Source organism: Xanthomonas sp. NCPPB 901 (genome assembly GCF_056725085.1).
Genome location: NZ_CM161511.1, coordinates 4,334,013 through 4,354,427, shown reverse-complemented (window position 1 = coordinate 4,354,427; position 20,415 = coordinate 4,334,013). Strand labels below are relative to the sequence as shown.

Annotated in this window: 22 protein-coding genes; 18 read left to right on the top strand and 4 right to left on the bottom strand. The window is 69.8% G+C overall.

What is annotated here, in order from left to right; genetic code table 11:
- The first annotated feature begins 1 nt into the window (after nt 1).
- The 5 genes from catC (at nt 2) to salA (ending at nt 4,711) form a co-directional block, all read left to right on the top strand.
- Nucleotides 2-292: a muconolactone Delta-isomerase gene (catC, locus tag AC1PME_RS18455; RefSeq protein WP_160969290.1), complete on the top strand. Its 291-nt coding sequence runs from the start codon at nt 2-4 to the stop codon at nt 290-292.
- Between the two features lie 76 nt (nt 293-368).
- Nucleotides 369-1,307 (top strand): catechol 1,2-dioxygenase, encoded by a 939-nt coding sequence (gene catA / locus AC1PME_RS18450; protein WP_481096641.1) that lies wholly within the window; start codon nt 369-371, stop codon nt 1,305-1,307.
- Between the two features lie 163 nt (nt 1,308-1,470).
- Complete coding sequence (locus AC1PME_RS18445; RefSeq protein WP_254459276.1) at nt 1,471-2,664, top strand: OmpP1/FadL family transporter; 1,194 nt, start codon at nt 1,471-1,473, stop codon at nt 2,662-2,664.
- An 18-nt stretch (nt 2,665-2,682) separates the two neighbouring features.
- The gene (locus AC1PME_RS18440) at nt 2,683-3,402 is read left to right on the top strand and encodes an alpha/beta fold hydrolase (protein ID WP_481096640.1); all 720 of its coding nucleotides are present in this window, start codon (nt 2,683-2,685) and stop codon (nt 3,400-3,402) included.
- Nucleotides 3,403-3,424: 22 nt separating this feature from the next.
- Entirely contained in the window at nt 3,425-4,711 is a 1,287-nt protein-coding gene (gene salA, locus AC1PME_RS18435) for a salicylate 1-monooxygenase (RefSeq protein ID WP_481096639.1), read from the top strand.
- 345 nt (nt 4,712-5,056) lie between these two features.
- On the opposite strand, the gene AC1PME_RS18430 is transcribed toward salA, so the two are convergent.
- Entirely contained in the window at nt 5,057-5,539 is a 483-nt protein-coding gene (locus AC1PME_RS18430; protein ID WP_254459273.1) for a YajQ family cyclic di-GMP-binding protein, read from the bottom strand.
- 542 nt (nt 5,540-6,081) lie between these two features.
- On the opposite strand from AC1PME_RS18430, the gene AC1PME_RS18425 reads away from it, so the two are divergent.
- The 5 genes from AC1PME_RS18425 (at nt 6,082) to AC1PME_RS18405 (ending at nt 10,372) form a co-directional block, all read left to right on the top strand.
- Entirely contained in the window at nt 6,082-6,978 is an 897-nt protein-coding gene (locus AC1PME_RS18425) for a DMT family transporter (protein ID WP_254459272.1), read from the top strand.
- Between the two features lie 99 nt (nt 6,979-7,077).
- Complete coding sequence (locus tag AC1PME_RS18420; protein WP_254459271.1) at nt 7,078-8,085, top strand: methionine ABC transporter ATP-binding protein; 1,008 nt, start codon at nt 7,078-7,080, stop codon at nt 8,083-8,085.
- Nucleotides 8,082-8,777: a methionine ABC transporter permease gene (locus tag AC1PME_RS18415; RefSeq protein WP_307552613.1), complete on the top strand. Its 696-nt coding sequence runs from the start codon at nt 8,082-8,084 to the stop codon at nt 8,775-8,777. Before AC1PME_RS18420 ends, AC1PME_RS18415 begins: the two co-directional genes overlap by 4 nt.
- A 214-nt stretch (nt 8,778-8,991) precedes the next feature.
- Nucleotides 8,992-9,795 carry a MetQ/NlpA family ABC transporter substrate-binding protein gene (locus AC1PME_RS18410; RefSeq protein ID WP_307552611.1) on the top strand — a complete coding sequence of 268 codons (804 nt, stop codon included), beginning with the start codon at nt 8,992-8,994 and terminating at the stop codon, nt 9,793-9,795.
- Nucleotides 9,796-9,808: 13 nt separating this feature from the next.
- Nucleotides 9,809-10,372 carry a CcdC protein domain-containing protein gene (locus AC1PME_RS18405; RefSeq protein WP_307552609.1) on the top strand — a complete coding sequence of 188 codons (564 nt, stop codon included), beginning with the start codon at nt 9,809-9,811 and terminating at the stop codon, nt 10,370-10,372.
- 145 nt (nt 10,373-10,517) lie between these two features.
- Here the strand turns inward: AC1PME_RS18405 and AC1PME_RS18400 are convergent, their stop codons facing one another.
- Nucleotides 10,518-11,147, bottom strand: coding sequence for an OmpW/AlkL family protein (locus tag AC1PME_RS18400; protein ID WP_254459267.1), 630 nt, complete (start codon nt 11,145-11,147; stop codon nt 10,518-10,520).
- Between the two features lie 182 nt (nt 11,148-11,329).
- Between AC1PME_RS18400 and AC1PME_RS18395 the strand changes: the two genes are divergently transcribed.
- Nucleotides 11,330-11,869 (top strand): DNA-deoxyinosine glycosylase, encoded by a 540-nt coding sequence (locus tag AC1PME_RS18395; protein WP_481096638.1) that lies wholly within the window; start codon nt 11,330-11,332, stop codon nt 11,867-11,869.
- 15 nt (nt 11,870-11,884) lie between these two features.
- Here the strand turns inward: AC1PME_RS18395 and AC1PME_RS18390 are convergent, their stop codons facing one another.
- Nucleotides 11,885-12,628: a hypothetical protein gene (locus tag AC1PME_RS18390; RefSeq protein ID WP_481096637.1), complete on the bottom strand. Its 744-nt coding sequence runs from the start codon at nt 12,626-12,628 to the stop codon at nt 11,885-11,887.
- Between the two features lie 220 nt (nt 12,629-12,848).
- On the opposite strand from AC1PME_RS18390, the gene aceF reads away from it, so the two are divergent.
- The 3 genes from aceF to AC1PME_RS18375 all read left to right on the top strand — a co-directional run bounded on the left by aceF (nt 12,849) and on the right by AC1PME_RS18375 (nt 16,887).
- Nucleotides 12,849-14,606 (top strand): dihydrolipoyllysine-residue acetyltransferase, encoded by a 1,758-nt coding sequence (aceF, locus tag AC1PME_RS18385; RefSeq protein ID WP_481096636.1) that lies wholly within the window; start codon nt 12,849-12,851, stop codon nt 14,604-14,606.
- 132 nt (nt 14,607-14,738) lie between these two features.
- Nucleotides 14,739-16,538: a dihydrolipoyl dehydrogenase gene (gene lpdA / locus AC1PME_RS18380; protein WP_481096635.1), complete on the top strand. Its 1,800-nt coding sequence runs from the start codon at nt 14,739-14,741 to the stop codon at nt 16,536-16,538.
- 61 nt (nt 16,539-16,599) lie between these two features.
- Nucleotides 16,600-16,887 carry a hypothetical protein gene (locus AC1PME_RS18375; RefSeq protein WP_481098149.1) on the top strand — a complete coding sequence of 96 codons (288 nt, stop codon included), beginning with the start codon at nt 16,600-16,602 and terminating at the stop codon, nt 16,885-16,887.
- 120 nt (nt 16,888-17,007) lie between these two features.
- Here the strand turns inward: AC1PME_RS18375 and AC1PME_RS18370 are convergent, their stop codons facing one another.
- Nucleotides 17,008-17,820 (bottom strand): porin family protein, encoded by an 813-nt coding sequence (locus tag AC1PME_RS18370; RefSeq protein WP_254459262.1) that lies wholly within the window; start codon nt 17,818-17,820, stop codon nt 17,008-17,010.
- A gap of 446 nt (nt 17,821-18,266) precedes the next feature.
- Between AC1PME_RS18370 and AC1PME_RS18365 the strand changes: the two genes are divergently transcribed.
- The 4 genes from AC1PME_RS18365 to AC1PME_RS18350 all read left to right on the top strand — a co-directional run bounded on the left by AC1PME_RS18365 (nt 18,267) and on the right by AC1PME_RS18350 (nt 20,415).
- The gene (locus AC1PME_RS18365; RefSeq protein ID WP_026143249.1) at nt 18,267-18,632 is read left to right on the top strand and encodes an ATP synthase subunit I; all 366 of its coding nucleotides are present in this window, start codon (nt 18,267-18,269) and stop codon (nt 18,630-18,632) included.
- 26 nt (nt 18,633-18,658) lie between these two features.
- Nucleotides 18,659-19,453, top strand: a complete 795-nt coding sequence (gene atpB / locus AC1PME_RS18360) for a F0F1 ATP synthase subunit A (RefSeq protein ID WP_254459261.1) — start codon at nt 18,659-18,661, stop codon at nt 19,451-19,453.
- A gap of 77 nt (nt 19,454-19,530) precedes the next feature.
- Nucleotides 19,531-19,830, top strand: a complete 300-nt coding sequence (gene atpE / locus AC1PME_RS18355) for a F0F1 ATP synthase subunit C (RefSeq protein ID WP_010340497.1) — start codon at nt 19,531-19,533, stop codon at nt 19,828-19,830.
- Nucleotides 19,831-19,944: 114 nt separating this feature from the next.
- Entirely contained in the window at nt 19,945-20,415 is a 471-nt protein-coding gene (locus AC1PME_RS18350) for a F0F1 ATP synthase subunit B (protein WP_017910291.1), read from the top strand.

Here is a 20,415-nt window from a genome sequence, read left to right as displayed (position 1 = left end):
CATGCTGTTCCACGTGACCATGGACGTAAATCTTCCCGCCGACATGCCGCCCGAACGGGCCGAGCAGCTCAAGCGCGAGGAGAAGGCGCGCTTCCAGGAACTGCAGCGCGACGGTCGCTGGCGGCACATCTGGCGGGTGGTCGGGCAGTACGCCAACGTCAGCATCTTCGACGTGGCCGACAACGCCGAACTGCACGCGTTGCTGCTGTCGCTGCCGCTGTTCCCCTACATGCGCATCGCGGTCACCCCGCTGTGCCGCCACCCCTCGTCGCTGTACGAGGACGATCGCTAGTTCCGCTGCGGACGCTCCCTCGGGAGGGGACGTGTCTCGGCCGCCATCGCCACCACGAGAAAGGAAGGGCATCACCATGAGCGTCAAGATCTTCGCCACCCCCGACGTGCAGGCGTTCCTGCGCCAGGTCAGCGGGTTGGACATGCCGGGCGGCACGCCGCGGGTGAAGCAGATCGTGCACCGCGTGCTGTCGGATCTGTTCCGCAGCATCGACGAGTTGGAGATCACCCCGGACGAGTACTGGGCGGCGATCGCCTGGCTCAACGACCTGGGCGCGGCCGGGCAGGCCGGGCTGATCTCGCCCGGGCTGGGCCTGGACCACTTCCTGGACCTGCGCCTGGACGCCATCGATGCCGAACTGGGCATCGACAACCCCACCCCGCGCACCATCGAAGGGCCGCTGTACGTGGCCGGCGCGCCGGTGGCGCACGGCGTCGCCCGGCTCGACGACGGCAGCGACGAGAACGGCCACACCCTGATCATGCACGGCACCGTGTACGGCGCCGACGGCCGCCCGCTGCCCGGCGCGACGGTCGAGGTCTGGCACTGCGACACGCGCGGCTTCTATTCGCACTTCGATCCCACCGGCAAGCAGGCGCCGTTCAACATGCGCCGCACCATCGTCGCCGACGACAACGGCCGGTACCGCTTCCGCAGCATCGTGCCCAAGGGCTACGGCGTGCCGCCGGGCAGTCCGACCGAACGCCTGCTGTTCGCGCTCGGCCGGCATGGCCAGCGGCCGGCGCACATCCACTTCTTCATCGGCGCCGACGGCCACCGCAAGCTGACCACGCAGATCAACATCGCCGGCGACCCGCTGGTCGACGACGACTTCGCCTACGCCACCCGCGACGGCCTGGTGCCGGCGATCGTGGAGCACCGCGACCCGGCCAGCATCGCCGCCAACGGCGTGGACGGCCCGTTCGCCGAGATCGCCTTCGATTTCCACCTGACCCCGCTGGTCGACGGCGTCGACAACCAGGCCAATCCGGCGCGCCGCCGCGCGGCCGCCTAGCCGGTTCCGCGCCGCGGCCACCTTGCGGCCGCGGCGCAGCACCCAACGCCGTCTTCAGTTCCTGGCACCCGTTGCCGCCGCCGCTTTCGGTGGCGGTACGGACCCCTGCGCGCCGCCGGCCGGCGGCCGCATCCACGCATCGGCTCGGAGGGAGGGCCCGATCATGCAGCAGTTTCCACATCCAACGCGCCGCAGGGCGCAACGCCACGGCACGCCGCGCTGGACCACGCTGCTGTGGACCATGGCGGCGGTCTCCGGCGGCGCCGCCGCCAACAACGGCGTGGCGCTGCCCGGCTATGGCGCGCAGACCCAGGGCCTGGCCGGCACCTCGATCGCCTTGCCGCTGGATGCGGCGGCCTCGGCCAACAACCCGGCCGGCATGGGCGCGGTCGGCGACCGCGTCGATGCCGACCTCACCCTGATCTCGGCGCCGGTGCGCAGCCAGGTCGGCACGACGCGCTACAAGGACGACGCGCTGATCCCGGTACCGACCGCCGGCTACAACCGCCAGCTCAACGACGACCTGAGCCTGGGCGTATCGGTGTTCGGCCATGGCGTGGCGCTGGACTACGGCACGCCGGTCTACGGCACGCACGACACCCTGTCCAAGCTGCAGCAGGTGGTGCTGGCGCCGACCCTGGCCTGGCGCGTGGGCGAGCATCAGTACCTGGGCCTGTCGCCGCGGCTGGCCTACCAGCGCCTGCACATCGCCGGCCTGGAGGGCATCGGTTTCCAGTCGGCCGGTGCCGACTCCGCGTACGGCTACGGCGTCGCGCTGGGCTGGTACGGCCAACTGGCGCCGGGCCTGAGCGCCGGTGTCACCTGGTCCAGCCGCATCCGCTTCGGCCGCCTGCAGCGCTACCGCGGGCTGTTGCCGGAAGGCCGCCTGGACCTGCCGCAGCAGGCCGGCGCCGGCCTGGCCTGGCAGGCCAGCGACGCGCTGACCCTGGCCGCCGACTGGCTGTGGATCGACTGGTCCGGCGAACGCGCCTACGGCAACCGCATCGACCAGGGCGGGGCGCTCGGCGCTGCGGACGGCCCGGGTTTCGGCTGGCGCAGCCAGCGCGTGCTCCGGTTCGGTGCCGAGTATCGCCTGGACGATGCGTGGTCGCTGCGGCTGGGCTATTCCCGCGCCAGTCGCCTGATTCCCGACAGCCAGGCGCAGCTGGCGGTGCTGGCGCCGCTGGCGCAGTACCGCCACTACGCGCTGGGCGCGACCTGGCGGCTGTCGCCGCAGCTGTCGCTGACCGGCAGCGTCACCCACGCGCCGGGTGGCGCGGTCGCCAGCGGCGGCGTGCAGGCCGGCACCCGCGATCTCACCTATTTCAATCTCGGCCTCGGCTGGACCTTCCGCTGAGCCGCACGGAGACGACCCATGCAAACCTATCTGTTGCTGCACGGTTCCTGGCACGACGGCCACGCCTGGGACGGCGTCGCCGACCACCTGCGCGCGCACGGCGTGCAGGTGCATGCGCCGACCATCGCCGGGCATGGCGCCGGCGCCGACAAGCGCGTCTCCCACGCCGACTGCGTGGCCTCGGTGGTGGACTACGTGCGCCGCCACGACCTGCGCGACCTCGTCGTGCTCGGCCACAGCTGGGGCGGCAGCATCGTGCAGCGCCTGGCCGAGGAGGAGCCGGAGCGCTGCAGACGCCTGGTGTTCCACAACGCCTTCGTGCTGCGCGATGGCGAGGCGCTGTTCGACCTGCTGCCGCCGCATTACCAGGCGCTGTGGAAGAACGCGGTGGATGCCGACGGCGGCATCATGCTGCCGTTCCCGATCTGGCGCGACGGTTTCATCGGCGACGCCGATCTGGCCCAGGCGCAGCAGGCCTACGCGCGGCTGAGCCCGACGCCCGCGCGCAGCCATTTCGATGCGGTGCCGCTCAAGCGCTTCCATGACCTGCAGATCCCGCGCAGCTGGCTCTACGCCACCGACGACGTGGCGTTGCCGCCAGGCGAGTACGGCTGGCATCCGCGGCTGAGCGCGCGCCTGGGCGCCTACCGCCTGGTCAGCCTGCCGGGCAGCCACGAAGTGTGTTTCAGCGCGCCCGCGCGGCTGGCCGAGAAGATCCTGCTGGCCGGCCGCGACTGACGTTCCCCACCGGAGACTCCAGATGAATCCTGCATCCCCCCTGCGCATCGGCATCGTTGGCGGCGGCATCGCCGGCGTCGGCCTGGCCCTGGGCCTGTGCCGCCACCGCCATCTCGACGTGCAACTGTTCGAATCGGCGCCGGCGTTCGGCGAGATCGGCGCCGGCGTCTCGTTCGGACCCAATGCGGTGCGCGCGCTGGCCGGCCTGGGCATGGGCGAGCCCTATGCCGAGCTCGCCGACCGCACCCCCGCGCCGTGGCAGGACGTGTGGTTCGAATGGCGCCGCGGCGAGGACGCGCGGCTGCTCGGGCAGACCCTGGCGCCCGGCGTTGGCCAGTCGTCGGTGCACCGCGCCGACTTCCTCGACGCACTGGCCACGCGCCTGCCGTTCGGGCTGGCCCGCTTCGGCAAGCGCGCGGTCGCCGTGGAGCAGGACGCCGATGCGGTACGCGTGCGCTTCGCCGACGGCAGCCAGTACGAAGGCGACGTGCTGATCGCCGCCGACGGCATCAAGTCGGCCTTGCGCGGCGAGGTGCTGCGCGCGCTCGGCCACGCGCCGGCGGCACCGCGCTTCACCGGCACCTGCGCCTATCGCGGCCTGATCGACGCGGCGCGCTTGCGTGCCGCCTTCGCCGCGCGCGGCGTGGACGCGCACCTGGTCGACGTGCCGCAGATGCTGCTAGGCCTGGACGCGCACATCCTCACCTTCCCGGTGAAGCAGGGCCGGCTGATCAACGTGGTCGCCTTCGTCTCCGACCGCAGCGACCCGTCACCGCAGTGGCGCACCGGTCAGGCCTGGGTACGCGAGGCCAGCCGTCGCGAGATGCTGGAGGCGTTCGCGCACTGGGGCGAGGCTGCGCGCACGCTGCTGGAGTGCATCGACACGCCCACCCACTGGGCGCTGCACGATCTGGCCGAACTGCCCGGCTACGTGCACGGGCGGCTGGCGCTGATCGGCGACGCCGCGCACGCCATGCTGCCGCACCAGGGCGCCGGCGCCGGGCAGGGCCTGGAAGATGCCTATTTCCTGGCGCAACTGCTGGCCACGCCCGGCCTGCGCCGCGGCGACCTGCCGGCGCTGTTGCAGGTCTACGAGCGCTTGCGCCTGCCGCGCGCCTGCCGCGTGCAGCGCACCTCGCACGAGGCCGGCGAGCTGTACGAACTGCGCGATCCGCAGGCCGGCGCCGACGATGCGCGGCTGGCGCAGACCCTGGCGCAGCGCTTCGACTGGATCTGGACGCACGACCTGGAAGCCGAGGTGGCGCAGGGGCGGCGGATGCTGGCCGCGGGCGTCGCCGCTGGCACCTAGCCGGGGACGGTGGCGCGCGCGGCGAGCGTCCGCGGCGCGGAGGCGGTCGTGCGGTGGCGTGGTGCCGTCCGGTGTCGACGCGCCGCACGCGTTTTCGCACGTGCTGCAATGCTCAGGATGCGCTGCGGTGGCCATGCCGGGGTGCGCGCGCCGGCACAGGCCGGACGGCGTGCGCAGGCCGCGACATGCAGCGCACGCCGTTCTGTCGCGCAGCCGTCGACGGTGAGGCGATGCGCATTCGCGTGCACCCGCGCACCACCGGTGAAGACATCGTGCGGTCGAGTGCAAGACAGCCCGTCGCCGCGGGGTGGTCGTCTTGCACCCGCGCACGGGCGTGGCCGGGACTCAGTCGCGGAAGTTGTCGAACTGCAGCGGCAGCTCGAAATCGCTTTTCTTCAGCAGCGCGATCGCGTCCTGCAGGTCGTCGCGCTTCTTGCCGCTGACCCGCAGCTTGTCGCCGTTGATCTGCGCTTCCACCTTCAGTTTGGCCTCCTTGAGCGTGGCGACGATCTTCTTGCCCAGCTTCTGCTCGATGCCCTGCTTGACGGTGATCTTCTGCCGCGCGCCGGCGAGGTTGGTCTCCATGTCGCCGAACTCCAGGCAGCGCACGTCGATGCCGCGCGCCAGCAGGCGCGCGCGCAGGATGTCGGTCATCTGTTTGACCTGGAAGTCGCTGGGCGCCGACTGCGCGATGACCTGGTCGTCGAGTTCGAACTTGGCGTCCACGCCCTTGAAGTCGAAGCGGTTGGCCAGTTCGCGGTTGGCCTGGTCCACGGCATTGGTCAGCTCGTGCTTGTCGACCTCGGAAACGATATCGAAGGAAGGCATGGTGAGTCCTCGGCAAAGATGCCTATCGTAGAACGTGCGGGTCGTGCATGGGGCAGGCCCCGGGGGCGGGGATTGGGGATTTGGGATTGGGGATTCGTGCGGCGTCCTGCGTCGACCCGACAGTCCCCCCCACTGGCGCCATGTCGTAGGAGCGGCTTCAGCCGCGACCGCCGCCCATGTCAGGTCGCGGCCGATCCTGCGAGGGCATGGAGCCACGCCGACGTGCGGCTGGCTCATGTGGGAGGGGCCTTCAGGGCATCCCAATCACCTGCTTTCGCCGCATTCAAGCCGGATCCAGGGTGCCGTGTGGGAGCGGCTTCGGTCGCGACGGGGCGTTCCCGGCAACGCCTGTCGCGGCTGAAGCCGCTCCTACGGCACAGTGCGATGCGCGGCAAAAGCAGGGGATTCGGGTGCCCTGCAGTCGCTCCCACAGGAGACGACAGTGGCCGATGCGCTGGTCGGCGCCTTGGGGGAGGGACTGCAGTCCCGACGCGATCTGCCCCGGCGCCACGCACGTCCCCGATCGCGGTGATAATGCGCCGATGCCCACCTCCCGTTCCAATGCCGTCGCCGCCGCGTGGATGATCGCCGCGGTCGCGTTCTTTTCGCTGATGGATGCGTCGATGAAGCAGCTCAGCGCGCACTACCCGGCGCTGCAGGTCGCGGCGCTGCGTGGTGGCGCCTCGCTGCCGTTCGTGCTGCTGTGGGTGCTGGCCAGCGCCGGGCCACGCGCGATCTTGCCGGTGCGCTGGGGGCTGCAGCTGCTGCGCGGCGTGCTGGGCATCGCCATGATCGGCTGCTTCGCCTGGGCCTTGCGCAGCCTGCCGCTGTCCACCGCCTACACCATCTACTTCGTCGCGCCGCTGCTGGTGGCGGCGCTGTCGGTGCCGCTGCTCGGCGAGTACGTGGGCCCGCGACGCTGGGCGGCGATCGGCGTCGGCCTGGTCGGCGTGCTGGTGGTGCTGCGCCCCGGCATGGACGGGTTCGTCTCGCTGCCGGGGCTGATGGTGCTGCTGGCGGCCGTCGCCTATGCGGTGGCCTCGGTGCTGGTCAGCCTGTTGACGCGCACCGACACGCCGCAGTCGCTGGTGGTGTGGTTCCTGCTGATCATGGCGCTGGGCGCCGGTGCGCTGGCGTTGCCGGACTGGACGCCGCTGCGCGCGGCCGATGGCGGCTGGATCGCCGGCATGGGCCTGGCCGGGGCGCTGGGCCAGGTGGCGCTGACCCAGGCGTTCCGCCGCGGCGACGCCTCGCTGGTGGCGCCGCTGGAGTACAGCGGCCTGCTGTGGGTGATCCCCTGGGACTGGCTGCTGTGGCGCAAGCTGCCCGATGCCTGGACCTGGGTGGGCGGGGCGATCATCGTCGCCAGCGGCCTGTACCTGCTGCACCGCGAGCGGATCCGCGCGGTGGCGCATCCGCCGCCGCAGGCGCGGCCCTAGCCATCCCGCGATGCGCGCCGACGTTAGAATCGAATGGAATAACGCACGCCATCTCGGCCTGCTAGGCTTTGCGCCCCCCGTCGCTGCCGGTCCCGCGCGTTGATCCAGTTCGAGCGCCTGCACAAGTCCTATTCCGTCGCCGGCCAGCCGGTCGTGGCGCTGCATCCGCTTGACCTGCGCATCGACGCCGGCGAGGTGTTCGGCATCATCGGCCATTCCGGCGCCGGCAAGTCGACCCTGATCCGGCTGATCAACCGGCTCGAGGAGCCCAGCGGCGGCCGCCTGCTCATCGACGGCGAAGACGTCACCGCGCTGGACCGCGCCGGGCTGCGCACGCTGCGCCAGCGCGTGGGCATGATCTTCCAGCACTTCAACCTGCTGTCCTCGCGCACGGTCGCCGGCAACGTCGCCTTCCCGCTGGAACTGGCGGGCACGCCGCGCGCGGAGATCGACGCGCGGGTGGCCGAGCTGCTGGCGCGGGTCGGGCTGGCCGCGCACGCCGGCAAGTATCCGGCGCAGCTGTCGGGCGGGCAGAAGCAGCGCGTCGGCATCGCCCGCGCCCTGGCCACGCGGCCGCGCATCCTGCTGTGCGACGAGGCCACCAGTGCGCTGGACCCGCAGACCACCGCCTCGGTGCTGGCGCTGCTGGCGCAGATCAACCGCGAGCTGGGCCTGACCATCGTGCTGATCACCCACGAGATGGAAGTGATCCGCCGCGTCTGCGACCGCGTGGCCGTGCTCGATGCCGGGCGCCTGGTCGAGAGCGGGCCGGTCACCGAGGTGTTCCTGCATCCGCGGCATCCGACCACCAAGCGCTTCGTCTCCGAGGCCGAGCATGTCGACGAGGGCGAACTGCACCGCGACCTCGCCGCGGTGGAGGGGCGCATCCTGCGCCTGACCTTCCTCGGCGTCGATACCTATGCGCCGCTGCTCGGGCGCATCGCCCGCGCCACCGCGGTGGACTACAACATCCTGTCCGGGCGCATCGACCGGATCAAGGACACCCCCTACGGCCAGCTCACCGTGGCCCTGGTCGGTGGCGACATGGATGCGGCGCAGGCCGAATTCGTCGCTGCCGGCGTGCATGTGCAGGAACTGCGCCGATGATGCCTTTCGCCACCGCCGCCACCGGCTTCTTCCGCAATCTCGATGCCGGCAAGTGGAGCGAGATCGGCCGCGCTACCGTCGATACGCTGCTGATGCTCGGCGGCTCGCTGCCGCTGACCCTGCTGATCGGCCTGCCGCTGGGCGTACTGCTGTTCCTCACCGGCCCGCGCCAGACCCACCAGAAGCCGCTGCTGTACGGCGGCCTGGCGCTGGTCATCAACGTGCTGCGCTCGGTGCCCTTCATCATCCTGATGATCGCGATGATCCCACTGACGCTGTGGGCGATGGGCACCTCGCTGGGCGTGCGCGGCGCGATCCTGCCGCTGGTGGTCGGCGCGGCGCCGTTCTACGCGCGGCTGGTGGAGACCGCGCTGCGCGAGGTGGACCGCGGCGTGGTCGAGGCCAGCCTGGCGATGGGCGCGACCACCTGGCAACTGGTGACGCGGGTGCTGCTGCCGGAGGCGCGGCCGGGCCTGATCGCCGGCGCCACGGTGACCACCATCGCCTTGATCGGCTTCACCGCGATGGGCGGCGCGATCGGCTCCGGCGGCCTCGGCGACCTGGCCTACCGCGACGGCTACCAGCGCTCGCATGCCGACGTGGCCCTGGTGACGGTGGTGATCCTGCTGCTGCTGGTGCAGGCGCTGCAGATGCTCGGCGACCGCCTGGTCGCGCACTACAGCCGGCGGTGAGCCGCATTGCCTCTTGTGCGCTCCCGTGCGCTTCCCCGCGCGTTTGCGTAGGGGGCGGCGTCAGCCGCGACCGCTGCACCGAGAAGACGTGGTCGCGGCCGATCCTGCGCGCGCGATCCCGGGCCTTTCGCCGCACGCCGCAGCCGGGTCTGCTAGCGTGCTGGCAGCGCCGCCGGTTGCCCTTCTCCTTCCCCACCTCTGCGGATTTCCTGCCATGACCAAACTCCCGTTCCGTCTCCTGCTCGCCGGCGCCGTGCTCGCCCTGGGCGCCTGCGGCAAGCCCGATGCCGGTGCCGCCAGCGACCACCTCAGCGTCGCCGCCACCGCCGTGCCGCATGCCGAGATCCTGGAGGTGGTCAAGCCGATGCTGGAGCAGCAGGGCGTGACCCTGGACGTGCGCGTGTTCAACGACTACGTGCAGCCCAACGACCAGGTGGTGCAGAAGCAGATCGACGTGAACTACTTCCAGACCGAGCCCTACCTGCAGGCCTACAACCGCGACCGCAAGAGCAACCTGGTCACCGTGGTCGGCGTGCACATCGAGCCGTTCGGCGCCTACTCGCGCCGCTACAAGTCGCTGGACGCGCTGCCGCAGGGCGCCGACGTGGTGATCCCCAACGACCCCAGCAACAACAGCCGTGCGCTGATCCTGCTCGACAAGGCCGGGCTCATCAAGCTCAAGGATCCGAGCAACGCGCTGTCCACCCAGCGCGACATCGTCGCCAACCCCAAGCAGCTGAAGTTCCGCGAACTGGATTCGGCGATGCTGCCGCGGGTGCTGGACCAGGTCGACCTGGCGCTGATCAACACCAACTACGCGCTCGACGCCGGCCTCAATCCGACCCGCGACGCGCTGGCGATCGAGAGCAAGGACTCGCCGTACGTGAACTTCCTGGTCGCGCGTCCCGACAACAAGGACGATCCGCGCGTGCAGAAGCTGGCCAAGGCGCTGACCAGCCCGGAAGTGAAGGCCTTCATCCAGCGCAAGTACCAGGGCGCGGTGCTGCCGGCGTTCTGACCGGCCCACACGCATGCCGCTGCTGCTGGCCATTCCGCTGGCGATCGTGATCGCGCTGGCGGTGACCGCGGTGCTGCTGCCGCTGTCGCTGCTGCAGCGGTTCCGCATGGGCACCACCCGGCGTCAGGCGCGTGGCTGGCTGGTCGCGGTGCAGCTGTGGTCGGCGCTGCTGTCCAGCCTGGTGCTGCTGGTCTTCGCCGTGATCGCCGGGCACTGGTGGCCGGGCGCGGCCACGTACGCGGCGGCAGGCTGGGGCATCGGACTGCTGCTGGGCGCGCTCGGCATCGTCGGCACCCGCTTCGAGCCGCTGCCGCACGGGCTGCACTACACGCCGAACCTGTGGTTGGTGCTGGGCATGACCGCGCTGGTGGCGGTGCGCATCGGGGCGGGACTGTGGCAGGGCTGGCGCAGCCTGGTCGATGGCGCGGCGTGGCCGACCCAGGGCTGGATGAGCCACGCCAGCCTGCTGGGCGCCGCGGCCCTGCTGCTCGGCTATGCCTGCGCCTACGCCTGGCTGTTGCGGCGGCGCCTGCGCCGCTTCGCGCGCCACCGCGGGTTCGATCGCTCGCCGCGCTGAGCGCTGCCGTGCCTGCAGGCGGTGCGCGATGCCGCTTCGTTCGGGCGCGCCGCCGGAGGCGGGAGAGCAGGCGCGAGCGCAGCGCACGCACAAAAACAAACGGGCCCTTGCGGGCCCGTTTGCGTGTGCGCTGGAGACGGAACGCTTAGAAGCGCGCGCCGACGCCGAAGCTGAACAGCCACGGATCCAGCTTCAGGTCTTCGCCGGTACCTTCGCCGGCCACCTTCAGCTCCGGACGCGAGTGCATGTAGCGCGCATCGGCACGGGCGAACCAGGTGGAGTTGATGTTCATGTCCACGCCGACGGTGCCGATGGCGCCCTTGGCGGTGTCCAGGCTGATGTGCTGATCCGGGTTCAGGCCGGCCAGCTTCTCGTTGCTGAAGTTGGACTCGTAGTAACCGACGCCGACGAACGGACGGAACACGTTGTCCGCCTGGCCGAAGTGGTACTGGCCGCTCAGCGCGATCGGCTGCTGCTCGACGGTGCCGACCTTGCCGATGCCGTCGGCCTTGACGCGGTGGTTGAACTTGTCGGCAGCGCCCCACAGTTCGACCGCCCAGTTGTCGTCGATCAGCCAGCTGGCGCTGATGGTCGGCGCCGGGCCGCCATCGACGTCGAGGCCGGCGGCCGGCTTGGAGTGCGGGTCGAGCAGAGTCGCGCTGCCGACGACGGAGAAGTGCTTGCCGGACGCGGTATCGCCATCCTGCGCGAATGCGGCGGGCGCAAACGCAAGGGCGGAAACCACAGCCAGGCTCAGGATCTGAATGGACCGCATGGGGTATCTCCTCATCTTTTTCTTGTGGGGCCACGGGAGTGGGCGCGCACACCCTATCGATGAGAAGATGAATCGTCGCCGACCCTCGCCGGACGAATGCAGACGACGTTCAGGCACTTGCGCAGGATGCTTGAAATAACGAGGTTTTAAGACTTTTGGCCGTTCATCCAGATGCGCGCGACGTGACGACGCAGCCCCTGTTGCAGGGCCTGCCCGCGCAGATACGCGACGACTGCCGGGTGCTGCTGCTCGGCTCCATGCCGGGTGCGGCGTCGTTGCAGCAGGCGCGCTATTACGCGCATCCGCGCAACCGGTTCTGGCCGTTGATGGGAGCGTTGTGCGGCTTCGATCCGGCACTGGACGCCGCGGCGCGGTTGCAGGCGCTGCACGCGGCCGGCGTCGGCCTGTGGGACGTGATCGGCCAGTGCCGGCGCCGCGGCAGCCTGGACGCGGCGATCGTGCGCGGCAGCGAAGTCCCCAATGCCCTGCCCGAACGCATCGCGCGGCTGCCGCAGCTGCGCGCCATCGCCTGCAACGGCGCGGCGGCGGCGCAGGCGTTCGCGCGCTTCGTGCAGCCGCAGTTGCCGTTGCGCGATCCGCCGCTGGTGCTGCTGGCGCTGCCCTCCAGCAGTCCGGCCAATGCCGCCTTCGCCTGGCCGCGCCTGCTGCAGGCGTGGTCGCCGCTGCAGCAATGGCTGAGCGTGCCGGCGGCCGGCGATTGAAGTGGCGCCGCTGGGTCAGCGCCGGACGCGCAGGCGCAGCCACAGGGTCTGCAGCGCCAGCACGGCGGCCAGCAGCAAGGCCACCCATGCCGCGGTCTGCGCACCGGCGAGCGTGTTGCCGGCCTGTTTGACGTAGACCGCGGCCAGCGCCCACAGCGCCGCCGCCGCATAGGCGAGGTTGCCGCGCATCGCCCGGTTCATGCCCAGCAGCAGCGCCGCCGCCAGCGCGAACAGCACCAGGCTCCACGGCAGCATCCGCTCGGTCGGCAGCCAGCGGTAGGCCACGATCACCTGCGCGGTGTTCAGGAACGCCGCCAGCGACAGCCAGCCGGCGTGCAGCGACAGCGGCAGCCAGGCCCACAGGGTCTGGCCGGGCTCGGCCGCCGGATCGCGCGACAGCCGCAGCGCGGCCAGCAGCGTCGCCGCCAGCGCGGTCCAGATCACCGCCAGCGCCAGCAGGAAGTGCTGCTGCGAGAACACCGGCATCCACGCCGCGGTCAAGGCGAAGCCCAGCGCCGCCGGCGCCCGCACCTGCGCCAGCGCGCTGCCGCGGTGGCGCCGCGCGCTGCATTGCCACAGGCCGAAGGCCAGATCGAGCAGGAAGATCACGCCCCAGATCGCGAAGGCGTAGCCGGCGGCGACGATCAGCGTGGGGTAGCGGTCGGAAATGGCGCCGTTGGTCGGGCCGAACGCGCCGCGTTGCGAGAACCAGGCGACCAGCGGCATCGCCAACGCCATCAACAGCACCAGGATCCGCATGCGTGCCCTCCGGAAATCTCGGCGAGCCTAGCGGTGGCGCCGTGAAGGCGGCGCACCGGCGGTCGGGCGCGGCGGGCGCGCAACATGCGCCGGCGTACAGTCCGGCGGCCGCGCCGGCACGCGGAGGCGATCGGGCTTTTTTGCCCTTCAAAGGTTGGCGCTGCGGCTGCGGGCCGCCACAATAGGGGTTTCCCCCTCATCAGTTGCCGGAGTTCCCCGCATGGCCGAAATCAAGGAAGCACTTGTCCCCGATATCGGTGACTACAGCGACGTCCCGGTAATCGAAGTGCTGGTGGCCGTCGGCGACACGGTGAAGAAGGATCAGAGCCTGGTCACGCTGGAGTCGGACAAGGCGACGATGGAAGTGCCGTCGCCGTTCGCCGGCGTGGTCAAGGAGGTCAAGGTCAAGGTCGGCGACAGCCTGTCCGAGGGCAAGGTGGTGGCGCTGATAGAGGTGGCCGAGGACGGCGCCAGTGCCGCCGCACCCGCCGCGCCTGCGGCCGCCAAGGCCGCCCCCGCGCCGGCCCAGCAGGCTGCCGCCCCGGCGGCCGCGCCCGCGCAGAACGCGGTCAAGCCGGCGCCGGCCGCTGCCGCTGCTGGCGGCGTGGTCGAGGCGCGGGTGCCGGACATCGGCGACTACAGCGAGGTGCCGGTGATCGAGGTGCTGGTCGCGGTCGGCGACACGGTCAAGAAGGACCAGGGCCTGGTCACCCTGGAGTCGGACAAGGCGACGATGGAAGTGCCCTCGTCGGTGGCCGGTGTGGTCAAGGAACTCAAGGTCAAGGTCGGCGACAGCCTGTCCGAGGGCAAGGTGGTGGCGTTGATCGAAGTGGCCGGCAGCGATGCCGCCGCGCCGGCCGCGTCCGCGGTCCAGCCCAGCGCCGAGACCGGCGGCGGCGTGGAGCCGGTGCCGGCCTCGGCGGCGCCGGACAAGCTGGCCCAGCGCGAGATCGCCCAGGTCCAGGCCACGGCGCCGGCCAAGGCCGCCGCGCCGTCGGCGACCCAGAGCAGCCCGCCGGTGGCGTTCGACGCCGACAGCGTGCTGCCGCAGAAGGTGCCCTACGCCAGCCCGGCGGTGCGCGTGTTCGCCCGCGAGCTGGGCGTGGACCTGTTCCAGGTCAGCGGCTCCGAGCGCGGCGGTCGCATCACCAAGGAAGACGTGCAGCGCTACGTCAAGGCGGCGCTGTCCGGCGCCGCCCCGGCCGCCGCCGGTATCGCGCCTGCCGAAGGCGGCAACGGCCTGAAGCTGCTGCCGTGGCCGAAGGTGGACTTCGCCAAGTTCGGCGAGATCGAGGTCAAGCCGCTGTCGCGGATCAAGAAGATCTCCGGCGCCAACCTGGCGCGCAACTGGGCGATGATCCCGCACGTCACCCAGTTCGAGCAGGCCGACATCACCGACCTGGAAGCCCTGCGCGTGGCCCTGAACAAGGAGAACGAGAAGGACGGCATCAAGCTGACCATGCTCGCCTTCCTGCTCAAGGCCAGCGCCGCGGCGCTGAAGCGGTTCCCCGAGTTCAACGCCTCGCTCGACGCCAGCGGCGAGAGCCTGACCCTGAAGAAGTACGTCCACATCGGCTTCGCCGCCGACACCCCGAACGGGCTGGTGGTGCCGGTGATCCGCGACGTGGACAAGAAGGGCGTGGTCGAGCTGGCGCGCGAGAGCGGCGAGCTGGCCAAGAAGGCGCGCGACGGCAAGCTGGGCCCGGCCGAGATGAGCGGCGGCTGCTTCTCGATCAGCTCGCTCGGCGGCATCGGCGGCACCGCCTTCACTCCGATCGTCAATGCGCCGGAAGTGGCGATCCTGGGCGTGTCCAAGTCGTCGATCCAGCCGGTCTGGAGCGGCAAGGAATTCGCGCCGAAGCTGCTGCTGCCGCTGTCGCTGAGCTACGACCACCGGGTCATCGACGGCGCCGCCGCGGCGCGCTTCACCACCTACCTGAGCCAGGTGCTGGCGGACATGCGCCGCGTGCTGCTGTAAGCCCTGTCGTCACGGCGCCGCGTCCGTCGCGGCGCCGGTTTTCCCCCACCTGCGCGCGCCGCCTGTTTGCGCGGCCGCGCCGACGAACTGCAAACGCCCCTCGCCGCGGCGAGGGGCCACAGGAGAAGCTGCATGGCGGTCATTGAGGTCAAGGTCCCGGATATCGGCGACTACAGCGACGTTCCGGTCATCGAGGTGCTGGTCGCCGTCGGCGACACGGTGAAGAAGGACCAGGGCCTGGTGACGCTGGAGTCGGACAAGGCCACGCTGGAAGTGCCGTCCGCGGCTGCCGGCGTGATCAAGGAGCTGAAGGTCAAGCTCGGCGACACCCTGTCCGAGGGCGCGGTGATCGCGCTGCTGGAGACCGCCGACGCCGCCGCCGCAGGCGCGCCCGCCGCGTCGCCGGCCGAGGTGCCGGCCAGCAAGCCGCCGGTGGCGCCGTCGCACCGTGCGCCGGCCGAGCCGCCGGCGCCGAAGCCGGCCCTGGCCAGCGGCAAGCCCGCCGACATCGAATGCAAGATCGTGGTGCTCGGCGCCGGCCCCGGCGGCTACACCGCCGCGTTCCGCGCCGCCGACCTGGGCCTGGACACGGTGTTGATCGAGCGCTACGCCAGCCTCGGCGGCGTCTGCCTCAACGTCGGCTGCATCCCGTCCAAGGCGCTGCTGCACGCGGCCGCGGTGATCGACGAGGTCGCCCATGCCGGCGACTTCGGCGTGGACTTCGGCAAGCCGAAGATCACCCTGGACAAGCTGCGCGAGTACAAGGAGAAGGTGGTCGGCAAGCTCACCAGCGGTCTGGCCGGCATGGCCAAGCAGCGCAAGGTGCGCACCGTCACCGGCGTGGCCAGCTTCGTTTCGGCCAACGAACTGGAGGTCGTCGGCGCCGACGGCAAGACCCAGCTGCTGCGCTTCGAGCAGTGCATCGTCGCCGCCGGGTCGCAGGCGGTGAAGCTGCCGAACTTCCCGTGGGACGACCCGCGGGTGATGGACTCCACCGACGCGCTGGAGCTGCAGGAGATCCCCAAGACCCTGCTGGTGGTCGGCGGCGGCATCATCGGCCTGGAAATGGCCACCGTGTACGGCGCGCTGGGCAGCAAGGTGACCGTGGTCGAGTTCATGGACCAGCTGATGCCGGGCGCCGACAAGGACCTGGTCAAGCCGCTCGCCGACCGCCTGAAGAAGCAGGGCGTGGAGGTCCATCTCAAGACCAAGGCGGCCGAGGTCAAGGCCGACAAGAAGGGCATCACCGTGTCCTTCGAAGCCGCCACCGCGGGCGAAACGCCGGCGCTGGCCGCCACCACCTACGACCGCGTGCTGGTCGCGGTGGGCCGTGCGCCCAACGGCAAGAAGATCGGCGCCGACAAGGCCGGCATCAACGTCACCGAGCGCGGCTTCATTCCGGTCGACCGGCAGATGCGCACCAACGTGCCGCACATCTTCGCCATCGGCGACATCGTCGGGAACCCGATGCTGGCGCACAAGGCGACCCACGAGGGCAAGCTGGCCGCCGAAGTGGCCGCCGGCGAGAAGAAGGAGTGGGTGGCGCGGGTGATTCCGTCGGTGGCCTACACCAACCCGGAAATCGCCTGGGTCGGCGTCACCGAGACCGAGGCCAAGGCCAAGGGGCTGAAGGTCGGCGTGGCCAAGTTCCCGTGGGCGGCCAGCGGCCGCGCCATCGGCATCGGCCGCACCGAGGGCTTCACCAAGCTGATCTTCGACGAGCAGACGCACCGGGTCATCGGCGGCGCGATCGTCGGCGTGCATGCCGGCGACCTGCTGGCCGAGATCGGCCTGGCGATCGAGATGGGCGCGGAGGCCGAGGACATCGGCCACACCATCCACGCGCATCCGACCCTGAGCGAGTCGGTGGGCATGAGCGCCGAGATCTACGACGGCACCATCACCGACCTGTACATCCCCAAGAAGAAGTGACGCCGCCCGGCGCGACCGTGCCGCCGTGTGCGGTGCGGTCGCGGCCGTGGTGAACCGACGCATGGAGGTCGAGGTGGGGCAGGCCGGCCTGTGTCCCGAGCTGCAGGCGCTGCTGCAGCGCGAACTGGCCGGCGGCAACCGCATTGCCGAACCGCCGCGCCGCACCGACTGGCCGCATCCGGGCTCGGTCTTCGTATCGCTGAAGCGCGACTTGCGCAGCGACGTGGCGTCGCTGCCGGCGGCGGTGCAGCACGCGATCTGCACCGATCCGCACTACGGCTGGCACGACGAGTGCTACTGCACCCTCCACCGGCATCTGCTGGTGGCCGGTGCGACCAAGCCGCCGTGAGCGCGTGCTGGCGGCGGTCGCGTCGTGCATCTACCACCTGCCCTAAAACGACAGAACCCCGCATCGCTGCGGGGTTCTGCATGAAGCCGTGCGGGTCCCGGGTCCCGGGACCCGAACGCATCAGAACGCGAAGGTCACGCCGGCGACCGGGCCCTTGAACTCCTGCTTCAGGCCGATGCTGGCGTTGTCGCGCTTGCGGTCCACGTCCAGCTTGAACCAGTCGTAGCCGGCGAAGATGCCGAAGTTGCGGGTAAAGCGGTACTCGACGATGGCGTTGGCGCGGCTCAGGTCGCCGTCGTAGTCGCCGAAATCACCCCACTTGGTGTTCAGGTACTGGCCCTGGATGTTGAACAGCCAGTGCTCGCTCGGGTGCGCGGTGAAGCGCACGCCGACCACCGGCGCGGCGCCGTCCTCGCTCTCGTCCAGGAAGGTGCCGGTGTAGACCGGGCCCAGGTCGGCGTAGGCATTGGACTCCACCTTGGCCCACTCGGCACCGATCTGCAGGCCCATGCTGAACTGCGGGTTGTCGATCACCGAGTAGTCGTACACCAGGCTGGCCACCTGGTACTTCAGCTCGCCCTTGACGAAGCTGCCGGTCGGCACGGTCACGCCGCCGAAGCTGACGTCCTGGCCCAGTTCCTCGCGGCGGTCCTTGTCGAACTTGAAGTAGTCGAAGATCAGGCGCTGGCGGGTGCTCAGGCGGAACACGCCGTCCACGCGCGGCTCCCATTCCTTGCCGCCGAAGTTGAAGTCCTGCGCGCCGGACACGGCGTTGCCATTGATCACGGCGTTGCCGCGCAGGGTGTTGTCGTTGTCGACGTTCATCGCGCCCACGCGCAGGGTGAAGCGGTCGTCGCCGTCTTCGGCGTGCGCGGGCAGGGCGTAAGCGGCGGCGAGCGCGCACGGCAGCGCAAGGGCAAGCAGGTGTTTCATCGGGGACAAGCTCCGTCGTCTTGGGATTTTTTGGATGGGGCGTCGATGGCAATGCCAGCGCGTGCCGCCACTATCCTTAAATTTGCGTCCACCATTCGTGAAAGTATGGTGGTCCGGGCCGCCACGTCTGTCCCAAAACGCGCCACGAAAAAAGCCCCGGAAGGACCGGGGCTCGGTGGGGCTGCGCGATAGGCCGACGAGGATGGGCGCAGTCCCTGTCCAATCGGACAGCGTGCTGGACAAAAAGTTCCCACGCAAAGACGTGCTGCATTGCCGCATTCGAGGCCGGTGGCGGGGTGCGGCCGTGCTATCGTCTACGTGCGGACCGGGATCCGGACGCCCTCAGGACCCTTGGCGGTTGTCTCGCAAATTGTCCCATTGCTATAATTCCGCGGCTCGACGGACGCGAAGTCGTCCTCACTCCACCACCAATTGCAGGATTTTCTGTGCTGAACTCCGTTGATGCGGGTCGGCGGCTGATGCTGCGCGCAGCGATTTACCCGCTGGTGGCGGTGGCCGTGGTGTCCCTGCTGTTCCTGCTGCTGGGACCGAAGTACGCGATGGGCGCCGCCGCGACCGGGCTGGCGACCGTGGCAGGGGGATGGCTGGCCGCACGCACCGCGCTCAATGGCGGCGTGCAGGCGGCAGGTTCGGCGCTGGCGCGGTTGATCGTGGCCATGGTGCTGAAGTGGGTGTTGGTGTTCGCGGTACTGGCGCTGGGCTTTGCCTGGTGGCGGTTGCCTCCTCTGGCCCTGTTGGCGGGTATCGCCGTCGGGCTGATGTTCCAGGTTCTGGCTCTGGCCAGGCGTTGATCGAATCAAGAAAAGGCTCAGGACTCATGGCGGGCGAGGCACTAACCCCTACCTCCTACATCCAGCATCACCTCAAGAACCTCACTTTCCAGGTGCAGGAAGGCGGGTTCTGGCAATTGCACGTCGACACCCTGGTGATGTCGCTGCTGATGGGCCTGCTGATGGTGTTCGGCTTCTGGCTGGCCACGCGCAAGGCCACTGCCGGCGTGCCCGGCAAGTGGCAGGCGTTCGTGGAGATCCTGCTGGAGTTCGTCGACCGCCAGGCCAAGGACACCTACCACGGCACCAGCAAGCTGGTGACCCCGATCGCGATCACCCTGTTCTTCTGGATCCTGTTGATGAACCTCATCAAGATGATCCCGGCGGACTTCCTCGCGATCCCGCTGAGCTGGGTCGGCGTGCACTTCTGGAAGCCGGTGCCGACCGCCGACGTCAACGCCACCCTGGGCATGTCGATCAGCGTGTTCTTCCTGATGCTGTTCTTCTCGCTGCGCTCCAAGGGCGTGGGCGGGATGACCAAGGAATTCCTCACCGCGCCGTTCGGCAAGTGGATGCTGCCGTTCAACCTGATCCTCAATATCGTCGAATGGCTGAGCAAGCCGGTGTCGCTGGCGATGCGACTGTTCGGCAACATGTTCGGCGGCGAGATCGTGTTCCTGCTGATCTGGGTGCTGGGCGGTGCCGGCATCCTCGGTGCGCTGGCCGGCGGCGCGTTCGGCTTCGGCTGGATGCTGTTCCACCTGCTGGTGATTCCGCTGCAGGCGTTCATTTTCATGATGCTGTCCATCGTGTACCTGAGCTTGGCGGAAGACAGCCACTGACGTTTCTGTTTCACATGTTCTAAGCAACCCTTCGTTCGATTCACCATCCTCAAGCAACTTTGTTCCTGGAGAAAACCATGTACTTCGCCGTCCTGACCAACCTCGCCCAAGTCCAGAGCTCCACCGTCCTCGCCGTCGGCATCATGATCGGCCTGGCCGCGCTGGGCGCCGGCCTTGGTCTGGCCATCATGGCCGGCAAGTTCCTGGAATCGGCCGCGCGCCAGCCGGAACTGATCCCGGTGCTGCAGGTCCGCATGTTCATCACCGCCGGCCTGATCGACGCCGCGTTCATCATCAGCGTCGCGGTCGGCCTGCTGTTCGCGTTCGCCAACCCGATGATCGGCGAGTTCGTCGCGCGTCTGCCGCAGGGCGGTTGATCCCGTCGTACCGGCGTGCGGTCGCCGCAGGCGGCCGCCGCTACGGATGAAGGTTCGGACGTGTCGCCGTGCTGGCGGCGCGTCCACCCCGTCACCATTGGCTGAGCGTACCCCATGAATATCGGTCTCACCCTCTTTGCCCAGGCGCTGGCGTTCGCCGGTCTGATCTGGATCGTCGCGACCAAGATCTGGCCGCCGCTGATGCAGGCCATCGAAGAGCGCCAACAGAAGATCGCCGAAGGCCTGGCCGCGGCCGATCGCAGCCAGAAGGACCTGGCGCAGGCGCAGGAAAAGGTCAACGAAGCGTTGAAGGACGCCCGCATCAAGGCCAACGAGATCATCGACCAGGCCCATGCGCGCGCCAACCAGATCGTCGAGGCGGCCAAGCACGAGGCGATCGTCGAAGCCAACCGGCAGAAGGAACTGGCCCAGGCCGAGATCGATGCCGCGGCCAACCGCGCGCGCGAGGACCTGCGTCGCCAGGTGTCGCTGCTGGCGGTGAGCGGCGCCGAGAAGCTGCTCAAGCGCGAAATCGACGCCAACGCCCACAAGGCGCTGCTCGACGAGCTGGCGGCGGAGATCTGA

What these genes read in the sequence shown, in the direction of transcription:
- catC (WP_160969290.1), top strand. Translation starts at nt 2, where the DNA reads ATGCTGTTCCACGTGACCATGGACGTAAATCTTCCCGCCGACATGCCG.
- catA (WP_481096641.1), top strand. Translation starts at nt 369, where the DNA reads ATGAGCGTCAAGATCTTCGCCACCCCCGACGTGCAGGCGTTCCTGCGC.
- AC1PME_RS18445 (WP_254459276.1), top strand. Translation starts at nt 1,471, where the DNA reads ATGCAGCAGTTTCCACATCCAACGCGCCGCAGGGCGCAACGCCACGGC.
- AC1PME_RS18440 (WP_481096640.1), top strand. Translation starts at nt 2,683, where the DNA reads ATGCAAACCTATCTGTTGCTGCACGGTTCCTGGCACGACGGCCACGCC.
- salA (WP_481096639.1), top strand. Translation starts at nt 3,425, where the DNA reads ATGAATCCTGCATCCCCCCTGCGCATCGGCATCGTTGGCGGCGGCATC.
- AC1PME_RS18430 (WP_254459273.1), bottom strand. Translation starts at nt 5,539, where the DNA reads ATGCCTTCCTTCGATATCGTTTCCGAGGTCGACAAGCACGAGCTGACC.
- AC1PME_RS18425 (WP_254459272.1), top strand. Translation starts at nt 6,082, where the DNA reads ATGCCCACCTCCCGTTCCAATGCCGTCGCCGCCGCGTGGATGATCGCC.
- AC1PME_RS18415 (WP_307552613.1), top strand. Translation starts at nt 8,082, where the DNA reads ATGATGCCTTTCGCCACCGCCGCCACCGGCTTCTTCCGCAATCTCGAT.
- AC1PME_RS18410 (WP_307552611.1), top strand. Translation starts at nt 8,992, where the DNA reads ATGACCAAACTCCCGTTCCGTCTCCTGCTCGCCGGCGCCGTGCTCGCC.
- AC1PME_RS18405 (WP_307552609.1), top strand. Translation starts at nt 9,809, where the DNA reads ATGCCGCTGCTGCTGGCCATTCCGCTGGCGATCGTGATCGCGCTGGCG.
- AC1PME_RS18400 (WP_254459267.1), bottom strand. Translation starts at nt 11,147, where the DNA reads ATGCGGTCCATTCAGATCCTGAGCCTGGCTGTGGTTTCCGCCCTTGCG.
- AC1PME_RS18390 (WP_481096637.1), bottom strand. Translation starts at nt 12,628, where the DNA reads ATGCGGATCCTGGTGCTGTTGATGGCGTTGGCGATGCCGCTGGTCGCC.
- aceF (WP_481096636.1), top strand. Translation starts at nt 12,849, where the DNA reads ATGGCCGAAATCAAGGAAGCACTTGTCCCCGATATCGGTGACTACAGC.
- lpdA (WP_481096635.1), top strand. Translation starts at nt 14,739, where the DNA reads ATGGCGGTCATTGAGGTCAAGGTCCCGGATATCGGCGACTACAGCGAC.
- AC1PME_RS18375 (WP_481098149.1), top strand. Translation starts at nt 16,600, where the DNA reads ATGGAGGTCGAGGTGGGGCAGGCCGGCCTGTGTCCCGAGCTGCAGGCG.
- AC1PME_RS18370 (WP_254459262.1), bottom strand. Translation starts at nt 17,820, where the DNA reads ATGAAACACCTGCTTGCCCTTGCGCTGCCGTGCGCGCTCGCCGCCGCT.
- atpB (WP_254459261.1), top strand. Translation starts at nt 18,659, where the DNA reads ATGGCGGGCGAGGCACTAACCCCTACCTCCTACATCCAGCATCACCTC.
- atpE (WP_010340497.1), top strand. Translation starts at nt 19,531, where the DNA reads ATGTACTTCGCCGTCCTGACCAACCTCGCCCAAGTCCAGAGCTCCACC.
- AC1PME_RS18350 (WP_017910291.1), top strand. Translation starts at nt 19,945, where the DNA reads ATGAATATCGGTCTCACCCTCTTTGCCCAGGCGCTGGCGTTCGCCGGT.